16 protein-coding genes and 1 pseudogene are annotated in these 14,207 nt (G+C 58.5%); 11 read left to right on the top strand and 6 right to left on the bottom strand.

Annotated elements, in window-relative coordinates; translation table 11 throughout:
- Window positions 1-55 precede the first annotated feature (55 nt).
- From ACTG2B_RS20705 to zapE, 6 genes and pseudogenes are all read right to left on the bottom strand, one after another.
- A pseudogene (locus tag ACTG2B_RS20705) lies at window positions 56-788 on the bottom strand (cytochrome c1).
- Window positions 785-2,002 carry a cytochrome b gene (locus tag ACTG2B_RS20710; protein WP_005336282.1) on the bottom strand — a complete coding sequence of 406 codons (1,218 nt, stop codon included), beginning with the start codon at window positions 2,000-2,002 and terminating at the stop codon, window positions 785-787. The pseudogene ACTG2B_RS20705 and the gene ACTG2B_RS20710 overlap by 4 nt, the downstream one beginning before the upstream one ends.
- Window positions 2,003-2,004: 2 nt before the next feature.
- Window positions 2,005-2,595 carry a ubiquinol-cytochrome c reductase iron-sulfur subunit gene (gene petA, locus ACTG2B_RS20715; RefSeq protein WP_005336284.1) on the bottom strand — a complete coding sequence of 197 codons (591 nt, stop codon included), beginning with the start codon at window positions 2,593-2,595 and terminating at the stop codon, window positions 2,005-2,007.
- A gap of 295 nt (window positions 2,596-2,890) precedes the next feature.
- Entirely contained in the window at window positions 2,891-3,283 is a 393-nt protein-coding gene (gene rpsI / locus ACTG2B_RS20720) for a 30S ribosomal protein S9 (protein ID WP_005336286.1), read from the bottom strand.
- 15 nt (window positions 3,284-3,298) lie between these two features.
- Complete coding sequence (gene rplM / locus ACTG2B_RS20725; protein ID WP_005336289.1) at window positions 3,299-3,727, bottom strand: 50S ribosomal protein L13; 429 nt, start codon at window positions 3,725-3,727, stop codon at window positions 3,299-3,301.
- Between the two features lie 266 nt (window positions 3,728-3,993).
- Entirely contained in the window at window positions 3,994-5,088 is a 1,095-nt protein-coding gene (gene zapE, locus ACTG2B_RS20730) for a cell division protein ZapE (RefSeq protein ID WP_429036034.1), read from the bottom strand.
- A gap of 140 nt (window positions 5,089-5,228) precedes the next feature.
- Here zapE and ACTG2B_RS20735 point away from each other — a divergent pair, with 140 nt between their 5' ends.
- The 11 genes from ACTG2B_RS20735 to dagF all read left to right on the top strand — a co-directional run bounded on the left by ACTG2B_RS20735 (window position 5,229) and on the right by dagF (window position 14,138).
- Window positions 5,229-5,609, top strand: a complete 381-nt coding sequence (locus ACTG2B_RS20735) for a YhcB family protein (RefSeq protein WP_005356646.1) — start codon at window positions 5,229-5,231, stop codon at window positions 5,607-5,609.
- An 81-nt stretch (window positions 5,610-5,690) separates the two neighbouring features.
- Window positions 5,691-7,052, top strand: a complete 1,362-nt coding sequence (locus ACTG2B_RS20740; protein WP_439996762.1) for a Do family serine endopeptidase — start codon at window positions 5,691-5,693, stop codon at window positions 7,050-7,052.
- Between the two features lie 109 nt (window positions 7,053-7,161).
- Complete coding sequence (gene degS / locus ACTG2B_RS20745; protein ID WP_201952921.1) at window positions 7,162-8,286, top strand: outer membrane-stress sensor serine endopeptidase DegS; 1,125 nt, start codon at window positions 7,162-7,164, stop codon at window positions 8,284-8,286.
- A gap of 314 nt (window positions 8,287-8,600) precedes the next feature.
- Window positions 8,601-8,960, top strand: coding sequence for a transcriptional regulator (locus ACTG2B_RS20750; protein ID WP_005355140.1), 360 nt, complete (start codon window positions 8,601-8,603; stop codon window positions 8,958-8,960).
- Window positions 8,961-8,977: 17 nt separating this feature from the next.
- A complete protein-coding gene (locus ACTG2B_RS20755; protein WP_058053455.1) occupies window positions 8,978-9,343 on the top strand; it encodes an SFCGS family glycine-rich protein in 366 nt (121 codons plus the stop codon).
- Window positions 9,343-9,639 (top strand): DUF4312 family protein, encoded by a 297-nt coding sequence (locus ACTG2B_RS20760; RefSeq protein WP_439996763.1) that lies wholly within the window; start codon window positions 9,343-9,345, stop codon window positions 9,637-9,639. The genes ACTG2B_RS20755 and ACTG2B_RS20760 overlap by 1 nt, the downstream gene beginning before the upstream one ends.
- A gap of 39 nt (window positions 9,640-9,678) precedes the next feature.
- Window positions 9,679-10,455, top strand: a complete 777-nt coding sequence (locus ACTG2B_RS20765) for a DUF4311 domain-containing protein (protein WP_005355143.1) — start codon at window positions 9,679-9,681, stop codon at window positions 10,453-10,455.
- A gap of 11 nt (window positions 10,456-10,466) precedes the next feature.
- Window positions 10,467-11,117: a DUF4310 family protein gene (locus tag ACTG2B_RS20770; protein ID WP_011707606.1), complete on the top strand. Its 651-nt coding sequence runs from the start codon at window positions 10,467-10,469 to the stop codon at window positions 11,115-11,117.
- Window positions 11,118-11,159: 42 nt separating this feature from the next.
- Window positions 11,160-12,299, top strand: a complete 1,140-nt coding sequence (locus ACTG2B_RS20775; RefSeq protein ID WP_439996764.1) for an amidohydrolase/deacetylase family metallohydrolase — start codon at window positions 11,160-11,162, stop codon at window positions 12,297-12,299.
- Window positions 12,283-13,398 carry a DgaE family pyridoxal phosphate-dependent ammonia lyase gene (locus ACTG2B_RS20780; protein WP_439996765.1) on the top strand — a complete coding sequence of 372 codons (1,116 nt, stop codon included), beginning with the start codon at window positions 12,283-12,285 and terminating at the stop codon, window positions 13,396-13,398. Before ACTG2B_RS20775 ends, ACTG2B_RS20780 begins: the two co-directional genes overlap by 17 nt.
- Window positions 13,398-14,138, top strand: a complete 741-nt coding sequence (dagF, locus tag ACTG2B_RS20785; protein ID WP_439996766.1) for a 2-dehydro-3-deoxy-phosphogluconate aldolase — start codon at window positions 13,398-13,400, stop codon at window positions 14,136-14,138. The genes ACTG2B_RS20780 and dagF overlap by 1 nt, the downstream gene beginning before the upstream one ends.
- Window positions 14,139-14,207: the final 69 nt, after the last annotated feature.

Raw genomic sequence — 14,207 nt, forward strand, 5'->3', positions numbered from 1 at the left:
CAATGAAGCATCTTGGTCTTCATTGCCGTGCATTATATTACCCGTATCTGGTCGCTTAGTGAACGTCGCGCCAGAATTCCTTCTTCAACAGCACAGTGAAGATGAAGAAGATCACGATGAATCCAAGCACCCAGAAGCCCATGCGTTCACGCTCCTGTTGTACCGGTTCAGCCGAGTAGACCAAGAAGTTTACCAGATCCAGTACCGTCTGATCATACTCTTCGTCATCCATTTCACCATTACCGTCAGATTTGATGCTGACAACCTGCTGGGTTTCCACTCCGTCGACCGTATGAGTAGCGAACTCTGCACGGGGGGTTCCCTGCAACGGCTCCAGCACATGGGGCATGCCCACGGACGGGAACACAGCGTTATTCACCCCGAACGGACGGGTCTCATCCACGTAGAAGGAACGCAGATAGGTGTAGATCCAGTCTGCACCGCGCACCCGGGCAACCAGAGTCAGATCGGGGGGCGGCGCACCAAACCACTTGGCGGCATCCTTCTCTGACATGGCGCTCTTCATCAGATCACCGACCTTTGCACCGGTGAAAATCAGGTTCTCTTTCATCAAATCTTCGGGGATCCCGATCTTCTGCGACCCGGTTATAGCGCTGATACTGGGTGGAGTGGCATCCGGCGCAATAGTTCATGAAGGTGGCCGCGCCGCGTTGCAGCGATGCCTTGTCACTCAGATCGTAATTGGCTTTGTCCAGATGAACAGCTCCACCACTTGCAAATACCAGAGATGGCAGCAGGGTCAGCACTGCAAATATTATTCTTTTCATTTAAATGTCACCCTCTCCGGCAGCGGCTTGGTGCTTTCATTCTTGCTATAGAAGAACAGCAGGACGAAGAACCCGAAATATCCCAGTGAACAGATCTGGGCAACCAGCGTCAACGTCGGCGTCGATGGCAACACCCCCAACACCCCCAGGATGATAAAGCAGACCACAAACTGGGCAATGTTCAGCTTGTGCAGCATGCTGCGATAACGCACCGAGCGCACCTTGCAGCGATCCAGCCACGGCAGCAGGAACAGTACCACGATGGAGAGACCCATCATGATGACGCCAAGCAGCTTGTCCGGCACCGCCCGCAAAATGGCGTAAAACGGCGTGAAGTACCACACAGGCGCAATGTGCTCCGGGGTTTTCAGGCCGTTGGCCACTTCAAAGTTCGGCTTCTCGAGGAAGTAACCCCACATATCCGGTTTGAAGAAGATAATGGCGCAGAAGAAGAACAGGAAGCCAGCGACGCCGATCATATCCTTGACGGTGAAGTAAGGGTGGAACGCCACCGCATCCAGCGGCCAGCCGTTCTCGTCCTTGTGCTTCTTGATGTCGATACCATCTGGGTTGTTGGAACCCACTTCGTGCAACGCCAGAATGTGCATGGCAACCAGCATCACCAGCACCAGCGGCAACGCGATGACGTGCAGCGCGAAGAAGCGGTTCAGGGTCGCACCTGAGATCACGTAGTCACCGCGGATCCACAGGGTCAAATCGTCACCGATGACCGGAATGGCGCCAAACAGCGAGATGATGACCTGGGCACCCCAGAATGACATCTGACCCCAGGGCAGCAAGTAGCCCATAAAGGCTTCCGCCATCAGCACCAGGAAGATCAGCATGCCGAAGATCCACAGCAGCTCACGAGGCTTCTGATAAGAGCCATAGATCATGCCGCGGAACATGTGCATGTAGACCACGATGAAGAATGCAGACGCGCCGGTTGAGTGCATGTAACGCAGCAGCCAGCCGTACTCCACATCGCGCATGATGTACTCCACGGACGCAAACGCACCTTCCGCAGAGGGGTTGTAGTTCATGGTCAGCCAGATACCGGTGATGATCTGATTGACCAGCACCAGCATGGCCAGCGAGCCGAAGAAGTACCAGAAGTTCAGGTTCTTCGGTGCCGGATACTTGGCCATGTGGTCGTTGTACATGGCCGTGAGCGGGAATCGATAATCGATCCAGCCCATCAGTTTACTCAACATGGTCAGGCCTCCTTGCCATCGGCACCGACCTGGATGGTGGTGTCATTAATGAATTGATAGGGCGGAATGACCAGGTTCAGCGGTGCAGGCACCCCCTGGAACACACGGCCGGCCATGTCGAACTTGGAGCCATGGCACGGGCAGAAGAAGCCGGACGTAACGCCCTGCACCTGCTCGCCAAAGCTGTCAGGCAGATAGGAAGGTGAACACCCCAAGTGGGTGCAAATACCGACCGCGACAAAAATTTCGGGCTTGATCGATCTGTACCCGTTATGGGCATAGTCAGGCTGCTGCGGCTCTTCAGATGAGGGATCCCGCAGCTTGTCATCATGCGCGGCCAAGGCATCCAGCGTCTGTTTGGTGCGTTTCACCACCCAGACAGGCTTGCCTCGCCACTCGACACGGATGAGCTGACCCGGTTCCAACTTGCTGATATCGACTTCAACCGGCGCACCGGCTGCTTTGGCCTTGGCGCTCGGATTCCATGACTTTATAAACGGCACTGCGGTAAACGCAGCTCCTACCCCACCAACGGCAACCGTTGACCAGGTAAGAAATCTGCGGCGACCGGTATCAACTGGCGCATTGCTCATCCAAAAACTCTCCCATGTGGACTCCGCACATTCTTATAGTGTCCCTGTTCCCCATTTTTCCCGTGACAACAGCGGCGGAAGCTGGATTTACAATTGCCACAGAAAACAGGGGAAATTTTAAAGAAAAGATAACAACTTGACAAGAAAGAGCGGTGAGCAATGAAAACAATAAAGAAACAATTTTTTGTCTTTTGTGACGCGTGGTTAGCATTGATGTCGGTAATATTACCAATAAAAAAAGCCTGGCAGTTGCCAGGCTTTTTTGACACTCGAAAGAGTGAGTACCAAAAGCGAATTAACGCTTGGAGTACTGCGGACGCTTACGAGCTTTGTGCAGACCAACTTTCTTACGCTCAACCTTACGGGCATCACGAGTAACAAAGCCAGCTTTACGCAGTTCGGAACGCAGGGTTTCGTCGTACTGCATCAGAGCACGAGTGATACCGTGGCGGATCGCACCAGCTTGACCGGAGATGCCACCACCGTTAACGGTGATGTACAGGTCCAGTTTCTCGGTCATCTCAACCAGTTCCAGCGGCTGACGAACTACCATGCGGGCAGTCGGACGGCCGAAGTACTGCTCCAGGGAGCGCTGGTTGATTACGATCTTGCCGCTACCCGCTTTGATAAATACGCGAGCAGTGGAGCTTTTGCGACGGCCGGTACCGTAGTATTGATTTTCTGCCATGTTGCCAGTTCCCGATTAGATATCCAGTACTTGAGGTTGCTGAGCAGCATGAGCATGCTCGGCGCCTGCGTAAACTTTCAGTTTACGGAACATGGCACGGCCCAGAGGACCTTTCGGCAGCATGCCTTTGACGGCTGCTTCGATTACCATTTCCGGTTTACGCTGAATCAGCTTGTCGAAGCTGATTGACTTGATACCACCCGGGAAACCGGAGTGAGCGTGGTACATTTTGTCGGTAAATTTCTTACCGGTTACGTGTACCTTCTCAGCGTTTACAACGATGATGTAATCACCGGTGTCAACGTGCGGAGTGTACTCAGCTTTGTGCTTACCACGCAGACGAGCAGCGATCTCGGTTGCGATACGACCCAGAGTTTTACCTTCTGCGTCCACAATGTACCAGTCACGTTTTACGGTTTCTGGCTTGGCAACGAAAGTTTTCATTAAGTTAAACCCAATTACCTGTTACAGACCCAATTGCTTATGGGGGCTCTCCCACAAACAACAAACGATGGCCTACCTGTACCCCTTCGAATACAAGTAAAGCTTAAAGTGTTGCTGTCTTATCGACAGCTGTAACGTGGGCCGAGCGATTATAAGTGAAGTTGCCTTAAATATCACCTGCTAATTTCACTGCCATGAAACCAGCAAATGTCGCCCGGCCCTACCTGCCGCAGATGCCCATCCGACTGGCAGGCGCGGTATTGTGACTAAGGAAGGTGCACTCTGGCAAGGTATTCGTGCGATTGCATTTCCTGAAGCCGCGAAAGACAGCGTTTGAATTCAAAATTCAGCAGCCCTTCGCCGTAGAGTTCTGTCATGGGAACCGCCGCCGACATGATGAGTTTGACGTGCCGTTCGTAGAACTCATCAACCATGGCAATGAAGCGGCGAGCCGCGTCATCCGTGCCTGTGCCCATTGGCTGAACATTGGCCAGCAGAACGGTATGGAACAGCCTGGCCAGCTCGATATAGTCGTTCTGGGAGCGGGGAGTACAGCAAAGTTGCTCAAATTCCATGTAGAGCACCCCTTCCCCCATCCCGAGCGACGCCAGCTGACGATGATTGACCTCGAACGTCCCCTCGCAAGCCGTGTGCCCACCGGTTAATTGCTGAAAATAGTGTTCAAGATTGGCTTTTGCCTGCAAATCCAGCGGGCAGTGATAAATCTCGGCTTGTTCCAGCGTACGCAGGCGATAGTCGATACCGCCATCCACGTTAAGTACCTCGCAATGGCGCTCGATCAGCTCGATAGCTGGCAGAAAACGGGCTCGCTGCAGCCCGTTGCGATAAAGATCCTGCGGCGGAATATTTGAAGTGGCGACCAGCACAACACCGTGACCAAACAGCTCCTGGAACAGCGTACCCAGCAACATGGCGTCGGTGATGTCGGAGACAAAAAATTCGTCGAAACAGATGATGTCTGTCTCGCTGGCAAGCTTGCTGGCCACCAGCTTGAGGGGATCGGATTGCCCGCTCAGCCCCTGCAGTTCATCGTGAATGCGGTGCATGAAGCGGTGGAAATGGCTGCGCATCTTGCGCGTCCCAGGCAGGCTGTCGAAAAAAGTATCCATCAGCCAGGTCTTGCCTCGGCCCACTCCGCCCCACATATAGATACCGAGGACGGGCTCCGGCGGCTTGGGCTTTTGCAGCCAACCCAGCAGCCCTCGAGATCTGGTCGGAGTCGGGCGCCGTAGCAAATCCTGATACAGTCGCTCCAGCCTGCTAATGGCCATCCCCTGTGCGGGGTCGGCCACAAAGCCGGGGCACAGCAGATCCTGCTGGTATTTTTGCTGCGGTGTCATCCTTGAGCGCCTCTCCAAGTCCCTGAATCGAGGACAAAATGGTATCACGGCCTCAGGACGCACGGTATAGTGCCATCAAGGCATGGCGGTTATGACGACCGTATAAACCCACTCTGTTTTAGCTGTAACAAGGAGCATCTATGAGTCTGTTAACTGGGATCCTGCTGGCTGTCGCGGCCTTGATTATCGGTATCGTTCTCGGCCGTTTTTCGGTGCGTAGCCGCGATGCTGGCCGTCTGGAACAGGAACTGAAGAAGGCCCACAAGGAGCTCGAGAGTTATCAGGGCCAGATCAACACCCACTTCGCCGACAGCGCCGCCCTGATGGAGCAACTGGCCGAGCAGTATCAGACCCTCTATCGCCACATGGCCGAGCAGAGCAAATTCCTGGCCAAGGCGCAGGAACCGCTGTTCCGCGAATCATTGGTAGAAGAAGCCCCTGCCAATGTGGCAGAAGAGCCGGGCGTTCCGCCTCGCGACTATGCTGGCGCCTCTTCCGGACTGCTCAAGCAACCAAACTAGTTCCTCGCGGAACTAATTGGCCAGTCCCGTGGTCTGACCTTGACGATTGCAATGCAACTTTTTCTGGGAGCTGTTTTTCATATGCGTAAACCTCTTTCCATGCTCAGTGTGCTAGCCCTCAGTGTCGGTATCGCCATGTCTGCGACCCCTGCTCAGGCTGCACTGCCTTCCCTGTTAGGTTCAAATCAGGAGATGCCAAGCCTGGCGCCTGTTCTCGAACAGGTCACCCCGGCGGTGGTCAATATCTCGGTTTCTGGCAAAAAAATTACCCGTCAGCGTCTGCCGGAACAGTTCAAGTTCTTCTTCGGCCCCAACATGCCCGATGAACAGGTGAGCGAGCAGCCGTTCCAGGCGCTCGGCTCCGGTGTCATCGTCGATGCCAAGAAGGGTTACGTGATCACCAACGCCCATGTGGTTCACGAGGCGGACGAGATCAAGGTCAATCTGAAGGATGGTCGTGAGTACGCGGCCAAGAAGATCGGTGAAGACAAGCAGTCCGACATCGCTCTGCTGCAAATCAAGGCCGAGGATCTGGTGCAGATCAAGTTTGCCGACTCCGACGAGCTGCGGGTGGGTGACTATGCGCTGGCCATAGGCAACCCGTTTGGTCTGGGCCAGACCGTCACCTCCGGTATTGTCAGTGCGCTGGGTCGCAGCGGCCTCAACATCGAGAATCTGGAGAACTTCATCCAGACCGATGCGGCCATCAACTCCGGTAACTCCGGCGGTGCCCTGCTCAACCTGCGTGGCGAGCTGATCGGTATCAACACCGCGATTCTGGGCCCGAACGGCGGCAACATCGGCATCGGCTTCGCCATCCCTTCCAACATGGTGCGGGACCTGACCGAGCAGATCGTCAAGTACGGTGAAGTGCGTCGCGGCCAACTGGGTATTACCGGCACCGAGCTTACCTCCGACATCGCCAAAACCTTCGGCTACAACAAGAAGGATGGTGCCTTCGTCAATCAGGTCATGCCTGATTCGGCGGCCGACAAGGCGGGCATCAAGGCCGGCGATATCATCGTCAGCATCGATGGCAAACCGGTTCGCTCCTTCGGTGAGCTGCGCGCCAAGATCGCTACCATGGGCGCTGGCAAGCAGGTCGAACTGGGGCTGATCCGCGATGGCAAGTCGCAAACTGCCAAAGTGACCCTGAAGCAGGCCGATGACAGCGAAGTACGCGCCAGTGCGCTGCATCCGGCACTGGAAGGGGCCAAGCTGAGTACCACTACCGACCCGGTCTCCGGTGTTGCGGTGGCCGACATTGATCCTCGCTCTCCGGCTGCCGCTTCCGGCCTGCAGAAGGGTGACATCATCATCGGGGTCAACCGCCTGCGCATCAACACCTTGGGCGAGCTGACCAAGGCGCTCAAGAACAAGCCTGACGTGCTGGCGCTCAACATCCAGCGCGGCGACTCCTCGCTCTATCTGGTGATCCGTTAACGCTCAAGTTGTTCGCCAGCCCCTCCATCACCCGCGGCCTTCACCGCGGGTGATTTTTATCCATCGATAGTGTTATTCTCTGCGCGCAGCCTGTACGGATGAGAATGACATGAAAATCCCCCCTTTAGTCAGTTACTTGGGCAAGTCTGTCGGTTTTGGATTGACCGTCGCAGCGCTGCTGTTGCTGCTGTTTCCCCATTTTCGCGGTGGTGCCCAACTGCCCGGCATCATCACCAATGCCCGTGAACTGAGTTTCTCCTATGCCGCCCATCGGGCAGGCCCTGCCGTCGTCAACATCTACACCCGCAGCTTTGCCCCCAATCAGGGCAATCAGGGGGAACTGCGCCCGCAAGGGCTGGGTTCTGGCGTCATCATGAATCAGCGCGGCTATGTGCTGACCAACTACCACGTCATCGCCGATGCCGACCAGATCATCGTCGCGTTGCAGGATGGCCGGGTCTTCAGTGCCGAGCTGGTCGGTACCGATCAGCTCACCGACCTCGCCGTGCTCTATATCGAGTCAGACAACCTGCCGGTGATCCCGCAGGATCCCGAGCGACTGCCAGAAGTGGGAGATGTGGTGCTCGCCATCGGCAACCCCTACAACGTCGGCCAGACCATCACTCAGGGCATTATCAGCGCGACCGGCCGTACCGGCCTCTCCAGCATGGGGCCCGACAGCAATGGCCGTCAGGATCTGCTGCAGACCGATGCCGCCATCAACGAGGGCAACTCGGGGGGAGCACTGGTCAACGGCCGTGGCGATCTGGTGGGGATCAACACCGCCACCTATCACCTCAACGGCAATCAGGAGAGCTACGGCATCAGCTTCGCCATCCCCTACCGGCTGGCCAAACGGATCATGGATGAGCTGATCGCCAACGGCCGGGTGATCCGCGGCTACCTCGGGATCTCCAGCGTCGAGATCAACCCCATAGTCGCGCGGATGATGAACCTCGGCGACCTGCGTGGCCTGGTGGTGGAGAGTCTGGATCCCAACGGCCCGGCGGCCAAAGGCGGCCTGCAGCGAGGGGATGTGCTGCTCAAGATCAACGGAGAGGCCATCAGTGGCGTACGCAGCGCCATGGACAAGATTGTCGAGAGCCGCCCCGGCACCAAGCTGACCATCTCGGTATTCCGCTCCGGCAAGCCGCTGGAAGTGGTGGTCACCATAGAAGAAGACCTGCGCTATCAGCAGAGAACGGCCAGCGCGAGCGCAGCATCGGCCAGCTAGCGTCACTCCTTTTAATGAGAAGGGCGGGAAACCGCCCTTTTCCATATCTGCCCTCTCGGCAACGTCTCTTACCGTGAGATGACTCACAGTTTCCCGCAACGCTTGCCCTGCCCCCGCCCCCCGATTTGTGCGCTACCGATCACACAAAACCAGCTTCAATAAGCACTCTTTTTACCTTTTCAGTATCCAAACGATCACTTCGGGGCCATTTCCTCAGGAATTTCCGCTTCGAATCGGAAAAACGCTGCCTCCTCCACATCGACGCGCAGGCTTAGGGTAACGCCATACCTTCTGCCAGCCTTGGAGAGCAGACATTGCAAACAGAGACTCACGACCAGACCCTGACCCCGAACAGCCCGGAGTTGCTGCGCCAGACCGATCATATCCTCGCGCGCATTTATCCCCTGCTGGCCGAACAGGGCATCATCCCCAACGAGGTGCAACGGCAGATGCTGGCCTCCCATGTCAAAGCCATGGTGTGGCGCTCCCACAGCGGCGAGCCCCTGCCAGAAGTTGACCTCAGCCTGTTTGAAGAGATCTCCCCCCTCTCACTGCGTCTCGCCGAACAGGTCGTCAGCTGGCTGGATCAGCTTGCTTATGAGGAGGCACACCTCTTGTCCGTCCATTTTGAAGTCGCCAAAGAAAACGAACTCAGCTCGGTGCAGAACCCGTAACTCAAGGAGAAATCGATATGACAGCCATCAAACTCGTGATTGGAGACCGTCTCGGCAAGGGTCAGAAAGTGGGCGCAGGTGCGGAAGCTGCCGGGGCCAACGTGACCATCATCCCCGGCATGGCAGCTGACATGAAGCTCGGCGACGTGATGAACAAGGAGCAGGCGGATCTCGGCATCTCCTTCTGCGGCAGCGGCGGCGCCGGGGCGATCACCGCCCAGACCAAATACGGCTACAAGTGCCGCTACGGCATGCGCTCTGTTGAAGAGGGCGTCACCGCCATCAACGAAGGGTGCGTGGTGCTGGGCTTCGGTTTCATGGACAAGGAAGAGCTGGGCCAGAAGCTGGTCGAAGCCTTCGCCAAGAAGCACGGACTCGCCTGATGAAAGAGAACTTCACCACCAAGGTCACCGTCAACGGCAAGGGGACGACCCGCCAGCAGGCGTTTGCCTCCGCCCTCAGCCAGGTGCAACCCACACTGCTCAAGGACAACCAGCAGGTACTGCTGCGCATTGAGCCGGTCGATGTACAGGTGCTCAAAGCCGAGGAGTCGGTCCGGGTGGAGAAGTTCCTGTTCTTCTTCCTGCCGCGCCAGCGCCGCGAATACCGCGTCCAGCTGGAGATCACGGTTCAGGTCACCAGTCTCGACGTCGCCAGGGTGACGTTCACCCAGGTGTGATCTCCTGACCGGCACCACCCCACAAGAAGGATACGTTGGATGTTTCTAATCATATTTATCAAGTCTCTCATCATTGGCGGCCTGGTTGGCGTCGGGGTGGGGGCCGGCGCGGCGCGGATGTTCCACGCCCCGACCGTACAGGGCATGGGCGCCTTCCGCACCCTGGGCGAACTCAACTCCTGCGAGGGGGATCCCGCTTCCCACTTCTCGTTTGGTCTCGGCTTCTTCTTCAACGCCTGGGCCTCCACCGTAGCGGCGGGCGCCTTCACCCAGGATGTGGATCACCGCATCATTCCGCACTGGGCCACGGCGGCACTGCTGTTCAAGAACCGGGATCTTGCCACCACCCTGCACGACCCGAAAAAGATGGCCATCGCCGGCGGCATCATAGGTGCCATCGTGGTCGCCTTCCTCAACAGCACGGCTGCTGCCGTCCCGGCCGCCCTGCAGGTCACTGCGGTCAAGGTGCTGGTACCGGCTGCCAACCTGCTGGTCAATACCGTCATGCCGGTGATCTTCTGGCTCGCAGCCATTGAGGCGGGCAAGAAATCCGGTTTCTGGGCCACCATCTTCGGCGGTCTGGCACAGCTCATCATGGGCAACGCGGTACCGGGTCTGGTGCTCGGCATCCTGATCGGCAAGGGCGTGGAAGAGAGCGGCTGGAACCACGTAACCAAGGTGATGATGGCGGCCATCGTCCTGCTGTTCGTGCTGAGCGGCTTCTTCCGCGGCTTCGATATGAAACTGATTGAATCCTTCCATATGGGTGTCCCCCTGTGGCTGGAAAGTGTCCATAACCTGCTGAGCGGCAAATAAGGGGTCACACCATGGATGAGAAACTGAAAAACAACTTCTGGTATGCCGACTGGTCATTCCCCATCTTCGTCGGCCTGCTCTCGGCCGGGGTCTTTGCCGGTACCCACATGTTCTATCTGTACGGGGTCGGTGCCTTCAACGAGGTAGCCTTCGTCGCCATGCTGAAAGCCGGCATGGACACGGGTGCCTATGGCGCGGTAGCCGCGTTCGGAGCCAGCTTCCTGTTCGCCCGCATTATCGAGGGATCCCTGGTGGGGATCCTGGATATCGGCGGTGCCATCCAGACCGGGGTCGGCCTCGGAGTGCCAGCCCTGCTGCTGGGGGCCGGCATCGTCTATCCGGTGGAAAACTTCGGCGCCTCGCTGGCAACCGGCATGGGGATTGGTCTGGCCATCGGCTACGTCATCATTCTGGCGCGCAAGTTCACCATCAACCAGAGCAACTCCACCTACGGTGCAGACGTCATGATGGGAGCTGGCAACAGCTCTGGCCGCTTCCTCGGCCCCCTCATCATCCTCTCCGCCATGGGTGCCTCCATCCCCATCGGTATCGGTTCCCTGCTGGGTGCGCTGCTGTTCTACGTGTGGGGCAAGCCCATCACCGGCGGTGCCATCCTGGGAGCCATGCTGCTCGGCACCTTCTTCCCGGTTGCGCTTGCATAACCACCAGCCGCCCTGCGGGGCGGCTCGCCAGAGGCCATCAGCATGTACGACATCATCATCAAAGCGGGGCGCCAGGGAGATGGCCAGCTCGTCGATATCGCCATCAGAGAGGGCAAAATCGCCGCCATCGGCTCCCTGCCGGAGACGGCAACGGCGCGGCAGATCCTGGAGCTCGGCGGCAGGGTGCATGTGAGCGCAGGCTGGATCGATGGCCACACCCACTGCTACCCCGCCTCCCCCATCTATCACGATGAGCCGGACAAGGTGGGCGTAGAGTCCGGCGTCACCACCGTCATCGACGCCGGCAGCACCGGAGCCGACGATGTGGATGACTTCCAGCTGATCGCTGCGGGCTGCAAGACCCGGGTGCATGCCCTGCTCAACATCTCCCGCATCGGTCTGCTGCGCCAGAACGAGCTGGCGGATAGCCGGGACCTCGATATGGATCTCGCCTCGGCAGCCATTCGCCGCCACCCCGACTTTATCGTCGGCATCAAGGCGCGGATGAGCGGTAGCGTGGTCGGAGAAAACGGTATGCAACCGCTGCGCATGGCCAAGGCCCTGCAACAGGCCCACGGCCAGCTGCCGCTGATGGTGCACGTGGGTAACACACCGCCGGATCTGGACGAGATAGTCGCTCTGCTGGGGGATGGCGATCTGCTGACCCACTGCTTCAATGGCAAACCGAACCGCATTCTGGCCCCGGCTGGCGAGCTGCGGGTCGCGGTGCGCGAGGCGATGCAGCGGGGCCTGTTGCTCGACATCGGCCACGGCGGCGCCAGCTTCAGCTTCGAGGTGGCGGAGCTGGCTATCCGACAGGGGATCCTGCCCCGCACCATCAGCTCCGACATCTACTGCAAGAACCGCATCAAGGGGCCGGTCTACAGTCTGGCCCACGTGATGTCGAAGTTTCTCGCCATCGGCATGACGCTGGAGCAGGTGCTCGCCTGCGTCACCCATCAAGCGGCCGATGCCCTGCGCCTTTCCGGCAAGGGGCGGCTCGAGGTGGGCGCCGATGCCGATCTGACCCTGTTCGAGGTCACCAGCGGCCCGACCCTGTTTATGGATACCGAAGCCCAGTCCCGCAGCGGTGACCAACAACTGCAGCCTCTCGCCGCCCTGGTCGGTGGCGAACTGGTTCTGACTCACTATGGGAAATCACACCATGCCTTCTGTTTATGAGAAATATCAGCTCAAACCGGTGATCAACGCCTCCGGGCGCATGACCATTCTCGGCGTCTCCACCCCCGAGCAGGAGGTGGTCGATGCGGTCAATTTTGGCCTGGGCCACTACTTCGAGGTCAAGGATCTGGTCAACAAGACCGGCGCCTATCTGGCTGGTTTACTGGATGTGGAAGATGCGGTGGTGGTCTCCTGTGCCAGCGCCGGCATCGCCCAGTCGGTGGCCGCCGTGATAGTGCGCGGCGACCCCTACCGCCTCGAGCACCTGCATGCCCACCCCCATGAGGTGCCGAGTGAAATCGTGCTGCCCAAGGGACACAACGTCAATTTCGGCGCCCCGGTCGGCACCATGGTCAATCTGGGTGGCGGCCAAGTTATAGAGGCCGGTTACGCCAACGAGTGTTCCCCGGCCCAGCTGGCCGCCGCCGTCAATGCCAACACAGCAGCCATCCTCTATATCAAATCCCACCACTGCGTGCAGAAGAGCATTCTGTCGGTGGCCGAGGCCGCCGAGGTCGCCAGGGCCCACGGGCTCCCGCTCATCGTCGATGCGGCGGCAGAGGAAGATCTGCGCCTCTACTACAACCAGGGTGCAGACCTGGTCATCTACAGCGGCGCCAAGGCCATTGAAGGGCCCACCAGCGGGCTGGTGCTCGGCAAGCGTCAGTACGTGAAGTGGGTCAAACAGCAGGCCAATGGCATCGGTCGCGCCATGAAGGTGGGCAAGGAGGGGATCCTCGGCCTGACCCACGCCATCGAGCGCTATCTGGCCAAAGAGAAAGAGAGCGGCGCCGCCATGGTCGCCAAGATGGGCCCCTTCATCGAGCGCCTAAACCAGCTGCCCGGCGTCACCGCCAAGGTGGTATGGGACAGCGCAGGGCGCGACATCGCCCGCACCGATATCGCCTTCGACCACCAGCAGCTCGGCATGACCACAGTGCAGGTCGTCACCCGTCTGCAACAGGGCACGCCTGCCATCTACTGCCGCGGCTACAAGGCCAACGAGGGGCATATCGAGATCGATGTACGCAGCGTCTCCGTGCCCCAGCTCGACCAAATCCACTCCGCCATTGCCAACCTCGTTCAGGAGAATCGCTGATGTCCCTTACCCCCAACTACTACCGTGATCGGGTCTGTCTCAACGTGCTGGCTGGAGCCAAGGAGAATGCCGTCGAGGTGTACGACGCAGCCGAAGGCCACGTGCTGGTCGGTGTGCTCTCCAAAAACTACCCGGATATTCCCTCCGCAGTTGCCGATATGAAGGAGTACGCCAAGCTTATCGACAACGCCCTCTCCATCGGACTGGGCGCCGGCGATCCACGCCAATCCGCCATGGTGGCCGAACTGGCCTGCCAGCTGCAGCCCCAACACGTCAATCAGGTGTTCACCGGTGTCGGCGCCAGCCGGGCGCTGCTCGGCCAATCACAAACGCTGGTGAATGGGTTGATCTCCCCTACCGGCATGCCGGGCATGGTGAAGATCTCCACCGGTCCACTCAGCGCCGGGCAGCCGGATGGCATCGTGCCCATCGATACCGCCATTGCCTTGCTCAAGGACATGGGCGGCAGCTCGGTCAAGTTCTTCCCCATGGGTGGGCTGGCCTGCCGCGACGAGTATCAGGCAGTGGCCGAGGCTTGTGCCCGCAACAACTTCTGGCTGGAGCCGACTGGCGGCATCGATCTGGAGAACTTCAAGGAGATAGTGCGGATTGCGCTGGATGCCGGAGTCGAGAAGGTGATCCCGCACGTCTACAGCTCCATCATCGACAGCGCGAGCGGGCATACTCGCCCCGAGGATGTGCGCACTCTGCTGGCCATAGTGAAACGACTGTTGGCCTGATGGCAGTCACGGCACCGGTTCAATCACTGACCGGTGCCTGGCTTGTTGATGACCCACTTGTTAACATCG

Origin of the sequence: Aeromonas sp. 30P (assembly GCF_051919805.1) — a bacterium.
GTDB lineage: Bacteria > Pseudomonadota > Gammaproteobacteria > Enterobacterales > Aeromonadaceae > Aeromonas > Aeromonas veronii.

What these genes read in the sequence shown, in the direction of transcription:
- ACTG2B_RS20710 (WP_005336282.1), bottom strand. Translation starts at nt 2,002, where the DNA reads ATGTTGAGTAAACTGATGGGCTGGATCGATTATCGATTCCCGCTCACG.
- petA (WP_005336284.1), bottom strand. Translation starts at nt 2,595, where the DNA reads ATGAGCAATGCGCCAGTTGATACCGGTCGCCGCAGATTTCTTACCTGG.
- rpsI (WP_005336286.1), bottom strand. Translation starts at nt 3,283, where the DNA reads ATGGCAGAAAATCAATACTACGGTACCGGCCGTCGCAAAAGCTCCACT.
- rplM (WP_005336289.1), bottom strand. Translation starts at nt 3,727, where the DNA reads ATGAAAACTTTCGTTGCCAAGCCAGAAACCGTAAAACGTGACTGGTAC.
- zapE (WP_429036034.1), bottom strand. Translation starts at nt 5,088, where the DNA reads ATGACACCGCAGCAAAAATACCAGCAGGATCTGCTGTGCCCCGGCTTT.
- ACTG2B_RS20735 (WP_005356646.1), top strand. Translation starts at nt 5,229, where the DNA reads ATGAGTCTGTTAACTGGGATCCTGCTGGCTGTCGCGGCCTTGATTATC.
- ACTG2B_RS20740 (WP_439996762.1), top strand. Translation starts at nt 5,691, where the DNA reads ATGCGTAAACCTCTTTCCATGCTCAGTGTGCTAGCCCTCAGTGTCGGT.
- degS (WP_201952921.1), top strand. Translation starts at nt 7,162, where the DNA reads ATGAAAATCCCCCCTTTAGTCAGTTACTTGGGCAAGTCTGTCGGTTTT.
- ACTG2B_RS20755 (WP_058053455.1), top strand. Translation starts at nt 8,978, where the DNA reads ATGACAGCCATCAAACTCGTGATTGGAGACCGTCTCGGCAAGGGTCAG.
- ACTG2B_RS20760 (WP_439996763.1), top strand. Translation starts at nt 9,343, where the DNA reads ATGAAAGAGAACTTCACCACCAAGGTCACCGTCAACGGCAAGGGGACG.
- ACTG2B_RS20765 (WP_005355143.1), top strand. Translation starts at nt 9,679, where the DNA reads ATGTTTCTAATCATATTTATCAAGTCTCTCATCATTGGCGGCCTGGTT.
- ACTG2B_RS20770 (WP_011707606.1), top strand. Translation starts at nt 10,467, where the DNA reads ATGGATGAGAAACTGAAAAACAACTTCTGGTATGCCGACTGGTCATTC.
- ACTG2B_RS20775 (WP_439996764.1), top strand. Translation starts at nt 11,160, where the DNA reads ATGTACGACATCATCATCAAAGCGGGGCGCCAGGGAGATGGCCAGCTC.
- ACTG2B_RS20780 (WP_439996765.1), top strand. Translation starts at nt 12,283, where the DNA reads ATGCCTTCTGTTTATGAGAAATATCAGCTCAAACCGGTGATCAACGCC.
- dagF (WP_439996766.1), top strand. Translation starts at nt 13,398, where the DNA reads ATGTCCCTTACCCCCAACTACTACCGTGATCGGGTCTGTCTCAACGTG.